At 56.3% G+C, this 16947-nt stretch carries 14 protein-coding genes and 2 pseudogenes; 15 read left to right on the plus strand and 1 reads right to left on the minus strand.

Annotation, left to right across the window (positions count from 1 at the left end; translation table 11 throughout):
- Positions 1 to 335: 335 nt before the first annotated feature.
- The 11 genes and pseudogenes from EF096_RS15335 to EF096_RS15380 form a co-directional block, all read left to right on the plus strand.
- Positions 336 to 2339: a carboxylesterase/lipase family protein gene (locus EF096_RS15335; protein ID WP_123890682.1), complete on the plus strand. Its 2004-nt coding sequence runs from the start codon at positions 336 to 338 to the stop codon at positions 2337 to 2339.
- A gap of 92 nt (positions 2340 to 2431) precedes the next feature.
- On the plus strand, positions 2432 to 2671 hold the full coding sequence (locus tag EF096_RS15340; protein WP_123890683.1) for a hypothetical protein: 240 nt from the start codon (positions 2432 to 2434) through the stop codon (positions 2669 to 2671).
- A gap of 58 nt (positions 2672 to 2729) precedes the next feature.
- Positions 2730 to 3272 carry a carboxylesterase family protein gene (locus EF096_RS20750; RefSeq protein WP_123890684.1) on the plus strand — a complete coding sequence of 181 codons (543 nt, stop codon included), beginning with the start codon at positions 2730 to 2732 and terminating at the stop codon, positions 3270 to 3272.
- On the plus strand, positions 3269 to 4462 hold the full coding sequence (locus EF096_RS20755) for a carboxylesterase family protein (protein ID WP_123890685.1): 1194 nt from the start codon (positions 3269 to 3271) through the stop codon (positions 4460 to 4462). The genes EF096_RS20750 and EF096_RS20755 overlap by 4 nt, the downstream gene beginning before the upstream one ends.
- A gap of 230 nt (positions 4463 to 4692) precedes the next feature.
- Positions 4693 to 5891, plus strand: a pseudogene (locus EF096_RS15355) (tyrosine-type recombinase/integrase).
- A complete protein-coding gene (locus tag EF096_RS20325; RefSeq protein ID WP_158611297.1) occupies positions 5888 to 6055 on the plus strand; it encodes a hypothetical protein in 168 nt (55 codons plus the stop codon). The pseudogene EF096_RS15355 and the gene EF096_RS20325 overlap by 4 nt, the downstream one beginning before the upstream one ends.
- Complete coding sequence (locus EF096_RS15360; protein WP_123890686.1) at positions 6052 to 6435, plus strand: type II toxin-antitoxin system RelE/ParE family toxin; 384 nt, start codon at positions 6052 to 6054, stop codon at positions 6433 to 6435. The genes EF096_RS20325 and EF096_RS15360 overlap by 4 nt, the downstream gene beginning before the upstream one ends.
- Positions 6416 to 6721 carry a helix-turn-helix domain-containing protein gene (locus EF096_RS15365; protein ID WP_011716325.1) on the plus strand — a complete coding sequence of 102 codons (306 nt, stop codon included), beginning with the start codon at positions 6416 to 6418 and terminating at the stop codon, positions 6719 to 6721. Before EF096_RS15360 ends, EF096_RS15365 begins: the two co-directional genes overlap by 20 nt.
- Positions 6722 to 6746: 25 nt before the next feature.
- Positions 6747 to 7565, plus strand: coding sequence for a TIGR02391 family protein (locus tag EF096_RS15370; RefSeq protein ID WP_123890687.1), 819 nt, complete (start codon positions 6747 to 6749; stop codon positions 7563 to 7565).
- Between the two features lie 13 nt (positions 7566 to 7578).
- On the plus strand, positions 7579 to 8862 hold the full coding sequence (locus tag EF096_RS15375) for a hypothetical protein (RefSeq protein ID WP_123890688.1): 1284 nt from the start codon (positions 7579 to 7581) through the stop codon (positions 8860 to 8862).
- Between the two features lie 208 nt (positions 8863 to 9070).
- Positions 9071 to 9661, plus strand: a pseudogene (locus EF096_RS15380) (helix-turn-helix domain-containing protein); the annotation flags it as partial.
- Between the two features lie 440 nt (positions 9662 to 10101).
- Here EF096_RS15380 and EF096_RS15385 read toward each other — a convergent pair.
- Positions 10102 to 10884 (minus strand): alpha/beta hydrolase family protein, encoded by a 783-nt coding sequence (locus tag EF096_RS15385; RefSeq protein ID WP_123890689.1) that lies wholly within the window; start codon positions 10882 to 10884, stop codon positions 10102 to 10104.
- A 413-nt stretch (positions 10885 to 11297) separates the two neighbouring features.
- Here EF096_RS15385 and gspC point away from each other — a divergent pair, with 413 nt between their 5' ends.
- The 4 genes from gspC to gspF are packed head-to-tail and all read left to right on the plus strand — an operon-like array spanning position 11298 to position 16945.
- Positions 11298 to 12164, plus strand: coding sequence for a type II secretion system protein GspC (gene gspC, locus EF096_RS15390; protein WP_123890690.1), 867 nt, complete (start codon positions 11298 to 11300; stop codon positions 12162 to 12164).
- A gap of 6 nt (positions 12165 to 12170) precedes the next feature.
- Positions 12171 to 14207 (plus strand): type II secretion system secretin GspD, encoded by a 2037-nt coding sequence (gene gspD, locus EF096_RS15395; RefSeq protein ID WP_218565777.1) that lies wholly within the window; start codon positions 12171 to 12173, stop codon positions 14205 to 14207.
- A gap of 9 nt (positions 14208 to 14216) precedes the next feature.
- Positions 14217 to 15731 carry a type II secretion system ATPase GspE gene (gspE, locus tag EF096_RS15400; protein ID WP_123890691.1) on the plus strand — a complete coding sequence of 505 codons (1515 nt, stop codon included), beginning with the start codon at positions 14217 to 14219 and terminating at the stop codon, positions 15729 to 15731.
- Positions 15732 to 15733: 2 nt separating this feature from the next.
- The gene (gene gspF / locus EF096_RS15405) at positions 15734 to 16945 is read left to right on the plus strand and encodes a type II secretion system inner membrane protein GspF (protein ID WP_123890692.1); all 1212 of its coding nucleotides are present in this window, start codon (positions 15734 to 15736) and stop codon (positions 16943 to 16945) included.
- The last annotated feature ends 2 nt before the right edge of the window (positions 16946 to 16947 follow it).

Consider the following 16947-nt stretch of genomic DNA (forward strand, 5'->3'; position numbering starts at 1 on the left):
ACAGTTGTATACTCATTTATATCAGGCGGCAGGGTTCCCATACCTCAATCTGACCCATTGGTCATTTATTAGAAGTGTCTCCCTAATCGTGAGCTCGGCGCTGCATGCAGAACCCTGCAATAGGCGCCTTTGCGCTTTTGCGAACTGCCTAAATCGAGGTCTATGCTCTGAGCCGATTGACGGCTAACCGGTTTGATTGCGTTGGCCGTCAAGCGCTTAGCGTGGACGTGCGATAGTGGATCAGCAGTGCTGCGCCAAAGATGTGCAGCGTTGGTGAATGTCACTCGTGACGGCGCTCTGAATGACTCCATTACAACAATAAACCGGAGATCTATATGAACGTTTTCAGTACCCAGGTTTCGGTGCGCTCAGCCTTGTTGACCGCCTCTCTACTTCCGCTGGCCGTTGCACTGACAGCCTGTAATAGCGGCTCAGGCTCCGATGACGACGAGGAGGTATCCAGCCGCACCGGTATCTTTGTTGACAGTGCAGTAGCCGGACTGGATTACGAGGGTGATGCCAGCGGCAGCGGTACCACCAATGCCAACGGCGAATTTACTTATGCCAGTGGTGAAACCATCCGCTTTGCGTTGGGTGAGCTACAACTCGGTTCGGCCGCAGGCGCTGAAACTCTGACGCCCTTAAGCATTGTAGAGGGTGCTGCCGGGGTCACCGACCAGCGTGTGAGCAATATGTTGGTGCTGCTGCAGACGCTGGATGCGGATGGCAACCTGAATAACGGCATTCAGTTGACCGAAGCCATTCGTGATGAGGTATCGCTTAATGCTGGCAGCCTGATGCTTGATCAGGCGCCTGCTGATTTTCGTGCCGGTTTGACCACGGTCGTAGCGACGCTCGAAGCTGGCGGCGCTTTCAGCGATACCGATCCTCGGGCCCGCACGCTGGTCAGCAGCGCCGACGCTCAAGAGCACTTTGCACGGTCAACCAGCGAGCGTTTGGTGGTCTCCACCACGGGTGGCGATCTTCGTGGTTTTGCAGCAGATGAGGCTACCTGGCAATTTCTCGGCGTGCCTTACGCTAAACCCCCACTGGGCGACCTGCGCTGGCGTGCGCCAGAGCTGCCGGAGCCTTGGCAGGGCGTACGTGATGCTGTGGCCTGGAGCGATCAGGCGGCGCAGAATCCTGGCCTGGAGCGCTTTGGTGAAGGCGGTATGAGCGAAGACTCGCTGTATCTGAACGTCACCGCGCCCAAAGATGCAGAACAACTGCCGGTGATGGTCTGGTTTCATGGTGGCGGCTTCACTTCGCTGACCAGCAATACGCTGCCTTTCAATAATCCCAAGGCGGTCGCCAGCAAGGGTGTAGTCCTGGTCGCGGTTAACCAGCGGTTGGGGCCATTCGGATATATCGCGCACCCTGAGCTAAGTGCTGAGAGTGGCTATAACGGCTCTGGCAATTACGGTCAGATGGATCTGATCATGGCGCTGCAATGGGTGCAGGACAACATCGAAGCCTTCGGTGGTGATCCGGATAATGTCACTATCTTTGGCGAGTCAGGCGGTGGCCGCAAAGTCCTCTCGCTGATGGCCTCGCCCAAGGCAGCAGGGTTGTTCCACCGGGCGATCAGTCAGAGCGGTACGCTCTATCCGGATACCCGCAGCCTTGAGTCCGCAGAGGCTATCGGCAGCGACCTGCAAGATAATCTGAATGCCAGCTCACTGGCAGATATGCGTGAGAAGAGCTGGTTACAGGTTGTTTCTGCCGCGGCGGCGCTGGTGCCCTACACCAATGTGGATAACAACTACCTGCCGACCACTGAGCGAGTCAGTTTCGAGAGCGGTGTCGATAACGATGTGCCCTTCATGTTTGTGATCAACACCAACGACACCATAGACCCGATCAATACGGTAAAAGATGTCTTCCCGTGGATGGCTCCGCTGAAAGACTCGCCGACCTACGCCACCTTGTTCAGTCAGCAGCCCTCGGGTTGGAAAGCGCGGGGCGTGCAGGCTTATCACGGGGCCGAGCTGGCGTACATGTTCAATATGCCTACCAGCGTCATTACGCATTACCTTCTGGGCTTGGTGATCGACCCCGCGACCGGCACGTCGCTGGTCATTGGTGATCTGAACGGCAACGGCGTGTCTGGTTCGGCTGGCGATCCTGCTGATATCTACGCCTCCGCTGGTTTCGATGAAACCGATGAAGTGGTCATCGACCGCATGCTGACGATCTGGACCAACTTTGCCAAGACCGGTAATCCCAGCATCGCTGGAGAAATCGCATATCCCGAATATGACGCCCAGGCCCAGCAGTATGTAGAGCTGAGCGATGTCGCCGAAGTGAAGACGGGTATTGCTGACGAGTTTGCAGACTAAGCGATTTATAACAATAAAAACCCAGGCCTGGTGCTCCCGTATACGGCAACGCCGCTATGTACGGGAGTGTTAGTGTCTGGAAGGAGAAGGACATGAACAATCGCAGCAATGAGAGATTTCCCCTGCGGATGACACTGCTGAGCGCTGCTTTGCTGCCGCTGCTGTCGCTGAGTGGGTGTAACGACGGTGATGGTGACGATGACAACACCGATGCGACTCCGGCAACGGGCACCTTTGTCGACAGTCCGGTAAGCGGGCTGGATTATCAGGGCGACGAAAGTCGGCAGCGGCCAAACCGATGCGACTGGGCAATTCGATTACTTCCCGGATGAAACCATCACCTTTGCCATTGGTGATCTGGAGCTGGGTGCGGCAGCCGGCGCGGAGCAATTGACGCCGCTGAGCATTACAGAAGGTGCAACAGAAGCAGGTGATCCACGCGTAAGCAACATGCTGGTACTGCTGCAGAGCCTGGATGCCGACGGCAATTTGAACAACGGTATTCAAATTACGCAGCAGATCAGTGATGAAGTCTCCTTTAGCGCTGCCGAACTTGATCTGAGCCAAGCGGCTGCTGATTTCAACAGCAAGCTGGCTAAAGTGCTGGACACCCTGGAAACCGCTGGTGCCTTCAGTGATACCGATCCGCGTGCTCGCACGGTCACCAGCGCAGCTGACGCGCGCGCGCACTTTGACCGCTCGACCAGCGAACGTATTGTGGTTGCTACTGAGGGGGGAGAGCTGCGCGGTTTTGCGGCCAGCGAAGATACCTGGCAGTTTCTCGGTGTGCCCTATGCCAAACCGCCGGTGGCCGAGTTGCGCTGGGCACCGCCCCAGCCTGCTGAGCCTTGGGATGGCATCCGCGATGCTGAGCCTGGGCTGACCAGTCGGCACAGGATACTAACCTGGAAGGTGTCAACGAAGGAGGCATGAGCGAAGACTCGCTTTATCTGAATATTACGGCGCCCAAGGATGCGGAAAACTTGCCGGTCATGGTCTGGTTCCATGGTGGTGCTTTCGCCATTCTCTCGGCTAACTCGCAGCAGTACAACAACCCGGATGGGCTGACCGAGAAAGGCGTAGTGCTGGTGACGGTAAACCATCGCCTAGGGCCGTTTGGCTATATTGCTCATCCTCTGCTGACCGCAGAGAGTGGTTACGGCGGTTCCGGCAATTACGGGCAGATGGATCTGGTGATGGCGCTGGAGTGGGTGCGTGACAACATTGCGGCCTTCGGGGGTAATCCGAGCAATGTCACGCTGTTCGGCCAATCCGGCGGCGGTGGTAAAACCTATTCACTGATGAACTCGCCTCAGGCCACCGGCCTGTTCCATAAGGCGATAGTACAGAGTGGCGTAGCACCAATGGACGAAGAGGGCGGGCCAGAGGTATCGCTGGCTGCGTCCGAAGCGGTCGGTGAGGCAATGTTCGCTCGCGCAGGCGTGAGTACTCTGGAAGCGGCGCGAGCACTTCCCTGGAATGAGCTGATCAGGTCTGAGCAGCAAAATAAAATTCCGCGCGAGATCTACCGGCCCAATTCTGACAATTACTATCAGCCCAATACCTATTACCAGAACGTGGTTAATGGCATGCCGAGCGATGTACCGCTGATGTCGGGCGTAACCTCGGGTGACTACACCACCATTCGCGCAGCCTTGCCTATCTGGCTTGAACAGCGCTGCGCGCAGTATCAGTCTGAACAGTTTATCTACAAGTTCAGCCGCGTGCCGCCGGGTTGGAGTGCCATGGGTTTGGCCAGTTGTCACGGTTGTGAACTGCCGTATTTGTTCAACTATCCGGCAGCTATGGTGCAGAATTACCTGCTGGGGCTGGTGTTGACACCAGAGGGCAAACGGCCGCCGATTGGTGATCTAAACAACAACGGCGTGAGTGGCTCGCAGGGTGATGCGGCGGACGTGTTTACCTCAATGCAATACGGTGCCACAGACGTAGCCATTGCGGATCAAACCATGACCATGTGGACCAACTTTGCCAAAACCGGTAATCCGAGTAGCGCCGGCTTTGATTGGCCAGCCTACACCCTGGCCAACGATACGTTTGTAGAGATAGGTCCGGAGGGTGACGCGACCGTGGAAACGGGTCTGGCTGACGCCATAAAGTAGGCTGTTAGGTTTGCTGCAGCCCCGCCCGCGATGTTTCGCGTGCGGGGTTTTTTATTTCACCATGACTCCAGCACCGTACTTCGCTGGACTACGCCTAAGCTCGCTACAGCAGGTTTATCAATAACTTAGGCTAATTCATCATATGCCGGTGCTTTCCGAAACTTGACCCGGCTTCCATCCGCTTGGCTCCTAACAGGCTCCTGGAAACGGGTCTTTCCAAGGAGTCAGCTATGGCCAAGATCAAGCTCACCAAGTCCGCAATCGATGCGGCAAAACCCCAAGCACAGCCCGTCGAGCTGCGTGACACCCTCGTTCCCGGCTTCCTGTGCAAGATTACACCTGCCGGTCGCAAAGTCTTCATGCTCCAGTATCGGACGAACGCCGGCGAGCGGCGCAAGCCTGCATTGGGTTTGTACGGAGAATTGACCGTTGAGCAAGCCCGATCATTGGCACAGAGTTGGTTGGCTGAGGTACGCCGGGGTGGCGATCCCGGAGCTGCCAAGGCCGAAGCGCGCAAAGCGCCGACGGTCAAGGAACTGTGTGTGAAGTTCATGGAGGACTACTCCAGGCACCGCAACAAACCCAGCACTCAGAGAGGCTACCAAGGCAATATTGACCGCAACATCATTCCAATCCTGGGTCGTATGAAGGTACAGGATGTGAAGCGCGCTGACGTGGCGGCGATGATGAAGAAGCTTGACTATAAGCCAGGCGAGGCCAATAAAGCTCTGTCCGTCCTGCGTAAGATGTTCAACCTTGCTGAGATTTGGGGCTACCGCACGGATGGCTCTAACCCGTGCCGACACATTCCGCTGTACACCGGCGGCAAGACAACCCGCCTCATTACTGACGAAGAGATGGTCAAGCTGTTCAAGTATCTTGACCAAGTCGAGGCTGAACGCCTAGTGCCTTAGTCATCCCGTTGGCTATTCGTCTGCAATTCGAGTTCGCAGCCCGACGTTCCGAAATCGTATTGCTCGAATGGGAGTGGATCGACCTAGAGAAACGCCGGGTAGTTTGGCCGGATAGCAAAACCGGTGGCATGTCTAAGCCCATGAGTGAGGAAGCCTATCGACTGCTTTCCACGGCACCTCGACAGGTAGGCGCACGCTATGTACTGCCATCGCCGCGCAACCCGCTCACCCACTTGACCTATGGGGAGTATTACGGCGGTTGGACTCGTACGCTCAAGGCGGCTGGCGTCACGCACGTCGGTACGCATGGCATCCGACACCGCTCGGCCACAGACATCGCCAACTCTGGCATTCCGGTCAAGGTAGGCATGGTTCTGACGGCGCACAAGACCGTGACCATGTTCATGCGCTATATCCACACCGAGGACGATCCGGTGCGCCAAGCAGCTGAACTGGTGGCGAACCGGCGCAAGACGATTACAGGAGCCTCATGCGTGAAGGAAACCGCAGTATGAGCAGGCTCAATATCGCGGCGTTTCGGTTTGCCGATCCAATAGTCGCAACGCTGTTGCGGCTATTGGGCATGGACGACCTCTGGGGGCGAGTGGCAGCCTGCCACTTGCAAGGGCTAGACAATCATGCCCGTTACGGGTATAGTTTTGATGGTGGACGAGTATGAACATCTTGAAGCGAAAAGACTTTGCGCGGTGGCAGACAGGCGAGAAACTGTCCGATGCGGCTCTATGCAAGGCGGTCCAAGAAATGGAAAGTGGACTGATTGATGCCGACTTGGGCGGCCACCTCTACAAAAAACGAGTCGCCCGTCCAGGTGCAGGTAAGAGCGGTGGCTACCGCACATTATTGTCGGCCCGTGTTGGCCACCGTTATGTATTTCTGCATGGGTTCCCGAAAAGCGACAAGGCGAACATCACGCGCGACGAGAGAAAAGCGCTGCAATATGCGGGCAAGGTATTTCTGGAGCTATCAGCCAAGGGGTTGGTAAAGGCATTGCAGGCGGGTGTTTTACTGGAGGTGTGTTGTGACGAGCAAAATCATTGAATCCCTGCGCGGTGACCTGGACGCATTGCACAACGCTGGCGCTATCAGCAAGGTGACGATGCGCGAGTTTGACGAGATCTGTCCGCCGCCAGTACGCGAGTTCAGTGCTGACGACATTAAACGTCTGCGTGAGGGACTGCACTTCAGTCAGCCAGTGTTCGCTCATCATCTGCACACCACCGCCTCGACGGTGCGCAAGTGGGAACAAGGCGAAACGCGTCCAGCCGGTCCTGCGCTCAAGCTGCTTAATGTCATCGCCGACAAAGGCTTGCAGGCCATTATCTGATGAGTGTGCGATGGAGATGTAGATAGTGGCGTCACAAATTGCCCCATTCAGTTCTCAGCACCTGGAAGCTGCCTGCCGCGTTCTTGCCGATACGGCACAAGGTCTGACCGGCACGCAAATCGGGCGTTTGTTGCAAGAAACCCAGGTAGCCGACCCCTCACCAGATATGACCAAGTGGAAACGGCTGTTCAATGCGTTGGCAGGCGCTCAGAACCAGCATCAGGTTGGCAACCATCTCATCATGTTCATCAATCGCGCGATGAATCCGGTGAGTTACGCAAGCGATCCCGGAACATTTGCTTGGCGCCGTGATGAACTCAATGTTGTTTTGGCTTTCTCGGGTTTCTACGTGCGTGAAGATGGCAAAGTCGGATATGCCGATAAGGCCAATACGCTGGACGAAGCCCGTGCGCGAGCCGGGCGACTCAAGGCGGCGCTGGAAAGTCGCGCTGTGCATGTAGAAGTCCTGAACTACTGTCGCGCAGAACTCATGGACGAGAACTATTTTCACGCGGTATTTGAAGCGACCAAGGGCGTTGCCGAGCGGATTCGCCAGCTCTCGGGTCTGAGTGGCGATGGTGCTGACCTTGTGAATAGAGCATTTGGCGGTCAGCAACCTGTACTTGTCTTGAAGACACTGAGTACGGAGTCTGAAAAAAGCGAGCAGAAAGGCTTTGTGAACCTGCTGATCGGTCTGTTTGGAGCGGTACGCAATCCGCTTGCCCATGCCGCGAAAACGAATTGGCCTATGTCCGAACAGGACGCCTTGGACATCCTGACGCTGGTATCGCTGATTCATCGTAAGTTGGATGGTGCCACGAGACTAACTGCCGTATCGGCGTAACCGGGGAGAGAAAATGGACGAGGCGATTGTAGTTTTCTCCCGGAAAGGAATTTTCCAAACCACAATCTTGGCACGTGGTGTACGAAGCCGTGAACATGCGCGCAAGCTTTGGCCATTAGTCTCTCCCGACGGATCGCGACAGATGGTGACGTGGGTCAGCCCCTCTTTTGAAAATGGGAAATTGCGTCGGCGATCCCACTTTCGGGTACTCCCTGCCCAACACACCTTTAACCCTAAAGCGCACTTCGATGATGAAGAGGCCAGCCGGGGGCGTGTTGTGCAAGAAAGCCCTGAACACCGGCGGGCGAAAGAACTTGTCGCGGACGAACTCTCAAGGCGTTTGCGTGCTGGGCTTGCTATGCCCTGGGCGTTCAAGGATGTGGACTCATCGGATTATTCGCTGGAGGGGAACTTGCTGCTTGGCGCCGACCGAGTGGCAACAGAGCATCCCCTGGAGACGCCTTTCGGCAGCAAGTTCCGGCTCGATGTGGCTGTGCTTGGGCCGCCGGTCCAGGCTGAGCCGATGGTGCTTGGCGGTGTTGAAATCGAACTTGGCCACGCCTTTGACGGCCGCAAGGCGCTGATCGGAAAGTCTCTCGGCTTTCCACTCATCTCCATCGATATCACCGAAATGACCCTGCCCGAACTTACGCCGGAATGGGCACAGCGGGTATTGACTGCGACCACACGCAGCCATGAGCAAGGGCGCCGGCAAACCTACATCTATCTCCATGACTTGCTATACCCACTCTATGCGCAATTGCCGGCGTTTCTCGACGACGAGCAGCGCCATCAGTTTCTGGTGTTTGTCGACGATAAAACGCTGAACAAATTGGTGAGCTGGATGAATCTGCTGGCTGAAAAGCTGGAGTATCCGAAAGGAACGGTTGCTGTGGCGATAGTCAATGGTAAGAACGACCAGGCCCGTAAGATGCTGGAGCGTGCCGGACAGGTTGTCGGGCCTGACTGGAGGGACTTCAATGATCAGAAATGTCTCCGCTTGACTCTCCCTCGTCCCAAGGGACCAGCAGACCTTCAGGCGCACCGTTTCCACATGACCATGGCGCGTATCTTGCTATCGCATACTGATGCACTTGTTGGCTATAAGTATTGCAACGGTGTGGACAACAATCACCCCGAAGACGATATATGGGTTGCGAAGCGCTGGATTGCCAGTGAAAAAATATTTTCCGAGCATCGTGTATTACCGAAACGATTGGCCGAGCCGGTCAATAGATTGATCGCCGTAGTTTCGGATCTCAGACGTAATTACACAGCAGCCCGCCACGAGGTGTGAAACCCCTTAATAAGCACTCCGGCGTAGCCAGGCCAGGCTTCCCTACGTGACTGACGTTGCATGGTGCTTGGCACTATGCAAGCTTGGCATACAGAACGCTATTTAAAGGTTCATCGCGGGTTAGCGTGAAAAAGTAGGAGGCGGCGGTAAAACCGGTTAGTTTTGAGTTCGCCAAAACAACAATCCAAACCGACTCACCGCCGCCGCTATGAATGCTAATCCTCTTGCCCTGTTCTGGGAAGGATTCACGATAGAATCCTATAGTCAGCCCGATGCTCAATCCTTGCTCATACGGTTGCAACCTGCCGATGGCTACCTGCCTTGCTGCAGTGGCTGTCACCAGCACACGCATGCCATCCATGACTCTAGTATCCGACGCGTTCGCGAGCGCGACCTGCTTCACTACCGTGTTTGGCTGGAAGTCCCTGTCCGTCGAGTCCGCTGCGCCACGTGCGGCCCCAAGCTTGAGCAGATTCGCTGGCTACCCGGACGTCAGCATCTGACTGCAGGCATGATCCAGTGGGTTGAGTCGCTCGTGCGCCTGATGCCGATTCAGCACGTGGCCCACCTGCTCGGGTTGCACTGGCATACGGTCAAGGCCATTGACCATCAACGCCTGAAACGGGAAGTGACAGAGCCCGATAAGTGCCGGATTCGACGGCTGGTCATGGATGAGCTTGCTCTGTTCAAGGGCCACCGCTACGCCACCGTTGTGATCGATGCCGATACCCAGCAAGTGCTTTGGGTAGGAGAAGGCCGCAGCCGAGCGGCGGTGCGGCCCTTCTTCGAATGGTTGGGGTGAGGGGGAGTGAGATAAGTAATACAGGAAAGGCTAGATAATTGCGGGATATTGGGAGCGTTAACGGGTAATAGCGGGATGGGAATTGAAAAAGGATTTCAAAAATGGGCAGTCAAAATAACTTTGGCTGCCGGTAGTCCAGGTCGCGTTTGCGAAGTTGTTCTCATCTATGGTGAGAGGATGGCCCAGCTCGCTTCGATACCGGTAGGTAATGTTGTTCGTGTCTACTATGTTGTCTAGAAGCACTCCGTCCACAGTGCCATCCGAGCCGGCAAAGCCTTGCAGTAGCCCTTGAAACAAGCCAAAGCTAACCTTATACATCGGGCGTTCACCGCCACTCAGGTTTTTGAGTGCCTGGTAGAAAATGTCGCCTCGCGCAGTTAGCCCAGTCTTGCCGGGATTGCTTGCGTAGTTGGTCCATAGGGTAGATCTGGCCAGCTCTAGCTTTGCTTCAACGTCGGTAGGGGGGATTGGAAAGGGACGTTTGCGGCTGAATCGGTAGTGAAGGCCAGTAGCGAGATAGTGTAGCCCGCAAAAAAGTTAAATAGCTCGGTATCGCCGACAACGCCGCACATTGGCGCTGCGCCAGCATAATTCACGACGTGATTTGCTGTTTCCTTGGTTTCTTTTTCAACTGCTGCGGCAGTCACATGGCCACCCATGGATACGCCGGTGATGTAGTACTTGTCCGGGGCATCGAGTACTCGGTCATTTTCAGCAGCAATATCGTTGAATGCCAAAGCCAGGGCATTGGTGTCTTCTACACCGGCACGTACATCATAAAAGTTGGTGCTGTAGCTGGATGCGGCCCAAGCGTAGCCATTATCAAGCAGATAGCGCCGCATTGGCGGGTTGTCTACGCGTAGCTCTTTAGGCGCCGAAGTACGGAAACCGTGCGCATACATGACCAGCATGCCGTTCCAATTCGTAGGCACTTCTATGCGGTACCCTGCGCCATTCAATACACCGCTCCAGCGACTGGTGTCTTCATAGGATACTACGCTTGGCGCGAATGAGGCCGTTGGACTTTCCAGGGCATCAAATGGCAGTTCATCTTCTTGGACAACGAAAAATCCTTCATTCATGCGCTGTTGCTGCACCCGCACTCGGGTGTCTTGCTCGGCGTCGTCATTGCCGCCGCCCCCGCCTCCGCTGAGACACCCAGAAAGGGTAAGACTGCTGATAGCTAAACCGATCAGCGCGGTTTTCTTGAATTCAAACATTATTGTTGTTCTCCGTAGCGCAAGCCTTGTTGTTATGTTCCCCGTCCTGGGGTTTGGCATTGCTTGCCGAAGTAAAGCGGTGTTCTGATTGTCTCGCAAGTTATTGTTGACTCATTATGAGACGGTTTCGCTTTCCGGCATGATGGTCCATAGGGTTCAGTGATGTGTGTAACTAAAAAGACACCCATTTGGGTGATGTGGCAGCATGATCTCTCCCGATAGCGTCTTATCTTTGAAGAAAAGCCTCTGGAATAACCTATTCAGGGGTTGCTGCTAGATGGCAAAATCGTGACAATCGAAACAAATGCGCAGTCTGTTTCAAACTTATAACAATAATTTTGCAAAGAAAGGTCAGTATCCTTCTGCTCACTGGCCCGGCCGCCGTCCCCCGGCCGCTTTGCTATGGAGAACGCATGCCTTTGGTCGCTCGCTTTTCAGCGGATATCGTCATCAGGCTGACGACCGCTATTGTGGTGCTGTTCAGCGCATGGCTGTTGGCCCACATCACATGGATGTTGGTTGAGCCTGATAGCGTATTGCCGGCACCTGCGGTGCTCGGTTACCCCACCTCCAGTAACGAGCCAAGTGAAGGCCGCCCCGGCTTTCGTGAGCTCGCCGTACTGTCTGTTTTAGGCCGCGCGCCTGCGGCCGATGGTCCAGTCGTGGTCAATGCACCGGATACCAAACTTAGTTGGACCCTTAAGGGTGTCTTGTCTGATCCTGATCCGAAACGCAGCGCTGCGATTCTGGCTACTCAGGGCCAACCCGAAAAACTCTACCGTGTGGGCGCCGAACTGCCAGGTCAGGTTCGTCTTGATCAGGTCCTGTCTGACCGCGTCATGCTGGTGCGTGATGGTCAGCTTGAAACCCTGCGGCTCAAGCGTCACGACGCAGGTAGTAGCGTGCGCAGTGCCGGCCGCCAGGCGGCGCTGCCGACTACGAACTCTAATCTTACTCTGGCCCCCGATGGCGGTGTGGCGCGTATTGATCGCAGCGCCTGGCTTAACGACCCTCAGCGTTTTATGGAGGTTATCAGTGCAACGCCGGTAATGGTTGATGGCGGCATGTATGGCCTTGAGGTTTCTCCGTCGCGCAACGTACGCGAGTTTGAGGCGGCCGGCTTACAGTCGGGTGACGTGATCACCGATGTGGACGGAACACCTATCTCAGATATCGAGGATTATCGCGACATTCTCAAAGAGTTGTCTGACGCCAGTTCGGTGTCGATTTCGCTTGAGCGCGATGGCGAGCCTATGAACATTACGATAACAATGGATTGATATACGATGCCCATGCAGTTTCGTCTTAACCGTTTTACCCTTTCGTTGGCATTGAGCCTGTGTTTGAGCACTACGCCGCTGGCGGCGCAGGCGCTGATTGAGCCACAGGGGGATGGTTCCGAAGATCTGGTGCTAAACCTGCGCGGAGCCGACATCAATGGCTTGATTGAAATCGTTAGTCAGGAAACCGGCATCAACTTTATTGTTGATCCGCGGGTGCGTGGCGAGGTCAATGTGGTGTCGGGTAAGCCAATCCCGCGTGATGAGCTTTATCCGCTGTTTCTCGGCGTGCTCAAGTCCTACGGTTTTGCTGCTGTGCGTGGCTCTGATGGAGTCGTGCGCATCGTGCCTGAGGTGCAGGCCAAGGAAAACGAGCTGGCCGGGCTAACCAGCAGTACGCCGGGCGATGAGGTCATCACTCATGTGATCAACGTGAAGAATATCAACGCCGGTCAGTTGGTGCGTATTCTGCGTCCGCTGGTACCCAAGGGCGGCCATCTCGCCGCGGCAGCGGAATCCAATACCCTGGTGATTGCCGATACGGCGGCCAATGTGCGCCGTATCCAGTCCCTGGTTGAACGTATCGATCAGGAGTCCATGGAAGACTTTGAAGTGTTGCCGTTGGAGCATGCTTCAGCCCTGGACGTGGTTCGGATAGTTCAAGGTCTGGAAAGCAATTCTCCCAGCGAAGAGTTCACCAAGGGGCCGCGCTTGATCGCCGACGAGCGCACTAATACGGTGATCCTGCGCGGCGATCCGCAGAGCCGCATTGCCCTGCGTAGTGTGGTTCGCCAGTTGGATGTGCCCGGACAGGATGGCAATACTCAGGTGCATTATTTGCGTTACGCCAATGCTGAAGAGGTGGCAGAGGTGCTACGCGGTATCGCCGAGGGGCGCGAGCAAAACGCTGGCACCTCATCGCAAGCGGGCGGCGCACCTACGACCAGCAGTATGAGCAATCAGACACGGGTACGCGTCGAGGCGCATGAAAGTACCAATTCGGTTGTGGTCTATGGCCCGGCTGAGTTATCCCGCGAGCTATCCAGCATCATTCGTCAGTTGGACATCCGTCGCGCGCAGGTACTGGTCGAGGCCGTTATCGCCGAGGTGTCTTACGAGCGGGCCAAGGAGCTGGGCGTGCAGTGGGGTTTTGGTAGTGAAAACTCGAGCGTGGGTATCATTAATTTCAACCGCAACGGTCGTGGCATTGTTGATCTGGCCGCAGGTCTCAATGGGTTTCTGGAGGGTGATCTGGCCTCACCGCCTTCGCTGGGAAGCGGTCTGAGTTTGGGCGGCGTAGGTAGCATCGGCGGCGCGCAAATTGCGCTGCTGATCAATGCACTGCAGGGCGACACCGCCAGCAATATTCTGTCTACTCCCAGTCTGCTTACGCTGGATAATGAAGAAGCCGAAATCGTCGTCGGTCAGAATGTTCCCTTTATTACCGGCCGCTCGGTTGAAGATTCAGGGCAGGCGTTCGATACCATCGAGCGTGAAGACGTGGGTATCAAACTGAAGATTCGTCCGCAGATCAACGAGGGCAACGCAGTGCGTCTGGAGATCGCGCAGGAGGTCTCGCAGATTGCACCCGGCACCAGCGGTGCGGCCGATATCATTACCAATAAGCGCAGCCTGACCACGCATGTCATGGTCGATGATAATCAGTTGATCGTGCTCGGTGGTCTGATTGACGATCAACTGGTTGAGACTGCCGATAAAGTGCCTTTGCTCGGTGATATTCCCGGTTTGGGGCGTCTTTTTCGTTATGACACCTCAAACGTGCAGAAGCGCAATCTGATGGTCTTTCTGCGTCCCGTGATCATTCGCGATACGGCCGTTGCTGAAAGCCTGACCCACAGCAAATACAGCTACATCCGCGATCAGCAACTGGCCGAGCAGAATCGTCGGGGCCGCGCGTCGGATGTAGTGGTGCCAGTATTGCCCGATTGGAACTATCTGCTGACTTTGCCTGCGCCATTTGAGAATGCCATGCAGGGCGCCGCCAGACCGTCTGCTATTTCTGCACCGCCGTCAGCGCTTTAGGAGCAGGTCATGAGTGAGACCGAATTCAGCCCTGGGGCAACGCTCGCCAATGCGCCCGCGGAAACCGGTTATCGTTTTGCTCGCCGCTTTGGCGTGCTGCCGGGCAATGTGCGTGAGGATGGTCAGCTGGAAGTGTTCGTGCGCGCGGATTGCGATCCGCAAGGTCTGCTGGAGCTGCGACGTCACAGCAGTCATCCGCTCAGCCCGACCTTGCTGGACGACGACACCTTTGCCGCGCATCTGCGCAACAAGTACGAGCGCTCGGCGAATGACGCCATGCAGTTTGTTGAAGGCCTGGGTGATGATGCTGACTTGATGTCGGTTGCCCAGTCGCTTGCCGAGCCGGAAGACCTGCTGGAGTCGCAGGATGAAGCGCCGATCATTCGCCTGATCAATGCTTTGCTGTCCGAGGCAGTGAAGGAAAACGCGTCGGATATTCATATTGAGCCGTTTGAAAATAGATTGTCTATCCGCTTGCGGGTCGATGGCGTGCTGCGTGAAGTACTTGAGCCACCGCGTGCCTTGGCACCGGTCATCGTTTCGCGCATCAAGGTAATGGCAAAACTGGATATCGCCGAGAAGCGCCTGCCGCAGGATGGCCGTATTGGTTTGCGACTGGTTGGCCGTGCAGTGGATGTGCGCGTGTCTACCTTGCCTTCGGGGCATGGCGAGCGTGTGGTGTTGCGTCTGCTCGACAAGCAGGCCGGACGGCTGGAGCTGCGTCAGCTGGGCATGTGCAGCGAACACTACGATGCCATGGAACGCGTGATCAGCCGGCCGCACGGCATTGTGCTGGTTACCGGGCCAACCGGCTCGGGTAAAACCACTACGCTATATTCCGCACTGATGCGGCTGAATGACCGCACGCGCAATATTCTCACCGTCGAAGATCCGATCGAATATTACCTCGATGGTATCGGCCAGACGCAGATCAACAACAAGGTCGATATGACCTTCGCCCGTGGTCTGCGGGCGATTCTGCGGCAAGACCCGGATGTGGTCATGGTCGGCGAAATTCGTGACGTGGATACGGTGCAGATCGCGATTCAGGCCAGCTTGACCGGTCACCTGGTGTTTTCCACGCTGCACACCAATACCGCTGTGGGCGCCATTACTCGTCTGCGCGATATGGGAATAGAGCCCTTTCTATTGTCGTCCACGCTCAATGGTGTGCTGGCGCAGCGACTGGTGCGCACGCTCTGTCCTGAGTGTCGCGCGCCGCATGAAGCGACAGCCAGTGAATGTCGGCTGATCGGCGTTGCACCTGAACAGGCGCCTACGCTGTATAGCGCCGTAGGTTGTGATGCCTGCAATGGTGGGGGATATCGCGGCCGTACCGGCATTTATGAACTGATTGAAATCGACGATACCCTGCGCGGCCTGATTCACGATGGTGCCAGCGAACAAGCCATGGTCAAGCACGCTCGACTCGGGCAAATGGGTATTCGGCAGGATGGTTTGCGGCGTGTTCTGGCGGGTGATACCACGCTGGAAGAAGTCCTTCGCGTTACCCGGGAGGACTGACCGTGCCCGCTTTCGAATATGTCGCTCTGGACAATGCCGGGCATACCCGCAAGGGCGTGGAGGAGGGTGACTCCCCACGGCAGGTACGCGGGCGACTGCGTGATCAGGGCCTTACGCCTATGTCGGTCAATCAGGTCGCCGAAAGCACCTCGCGCCTGCGCATGCCTAGCATGCAAAAACGTATCAAGCCGCTGGAATTGTCGCTGGCGACTCGTCAAATGGCGACCTTGGCAGGTGCTGGGCTGCCGATTGAAGAGGTATTGGGTACCGTCGCCCGGCAGAGCGAGTCACCGCGCGTGAAGTCGGCACTGTCCGCCGTGCGCACGCGCGTAATGGAAGGTTTGCCGCTGGCCCATGCGCTGAGCGAGTTCCCCTCGGTGTTTCCGCCGATTTATCGCACTACCATTGCTGCAGGTGAGCAGGCTGGGCGCTTGGACATCGTATTGGAGCGCCTGGCTGATAACGTGGAAGCGCAAAACGCCATGCGCCAGAAAATCCAGCTGGCGATGTTCTATCCCGCCATTCTGACCTGCGTGGCCCTGTTGGTGACGGTGGCATTGCTCACCTATGTGGTACCCGAGGTGGTGCAGGTGTTTGATGGCATGAACAAGGAACTGCCGCTACTCACGCGCTCGCTGATTGCGGTCAGTGACACGCTGCGTGAGTGGGGTTGGCTGATGTTGCTGGTGATGGTTGCCATGGGCTTTGGTGCCAAGACGTTACTGAAAAAAGACAGTAATCGGCGCCGTTGGCATGAGCTATTGCTCAAGCTGCCGCTGCTTGGCCGGCTGAACCGCGGCCTGAATACCGCCCGCTTTGCACGGACGCTGAATATCCTGGCTGGCAGCGGCGTGCCATTGCTGGACGCGCTCAATATGAGTGCCAGTGTGATTAGCAACCTGCCCATGCGGGAAGCGGTCTCCGAGGCGGCGCAGCGGGTGCGCGAGGGCGCGGGGATTGGTTACTCGCTGGAGCGCAGCGGCTACTTTCCGGCAATGACGCTCAGCCTGATCAAGAGCGGGGAAAGCAGCGGCACCCTGGACCAGATGCTGGAACGCGCCGCCGAAACCCAGGAGCGAGAACTGGAAGCACGCATTGCCATGGTCATGGGGGTTTTTGAACCCTTGTTGATTCTCGCCATGGGGGGCGTGGTACTGCTTATTGTGCTGGCAATTCTGTTGCCTATCTTTGAACTCAACCAATTGGTGAACTGATG

It is taken from the genome of Pseudomonas neustonica, from assembly GCF_003797945.1.
Lineage (GTDB): Bacteria > Pseudomonadota > Gammaproteobacteria > Pseudomonadales > Pseudomonadaceae > Halopseudomonas > Halopseudomonas neustonica.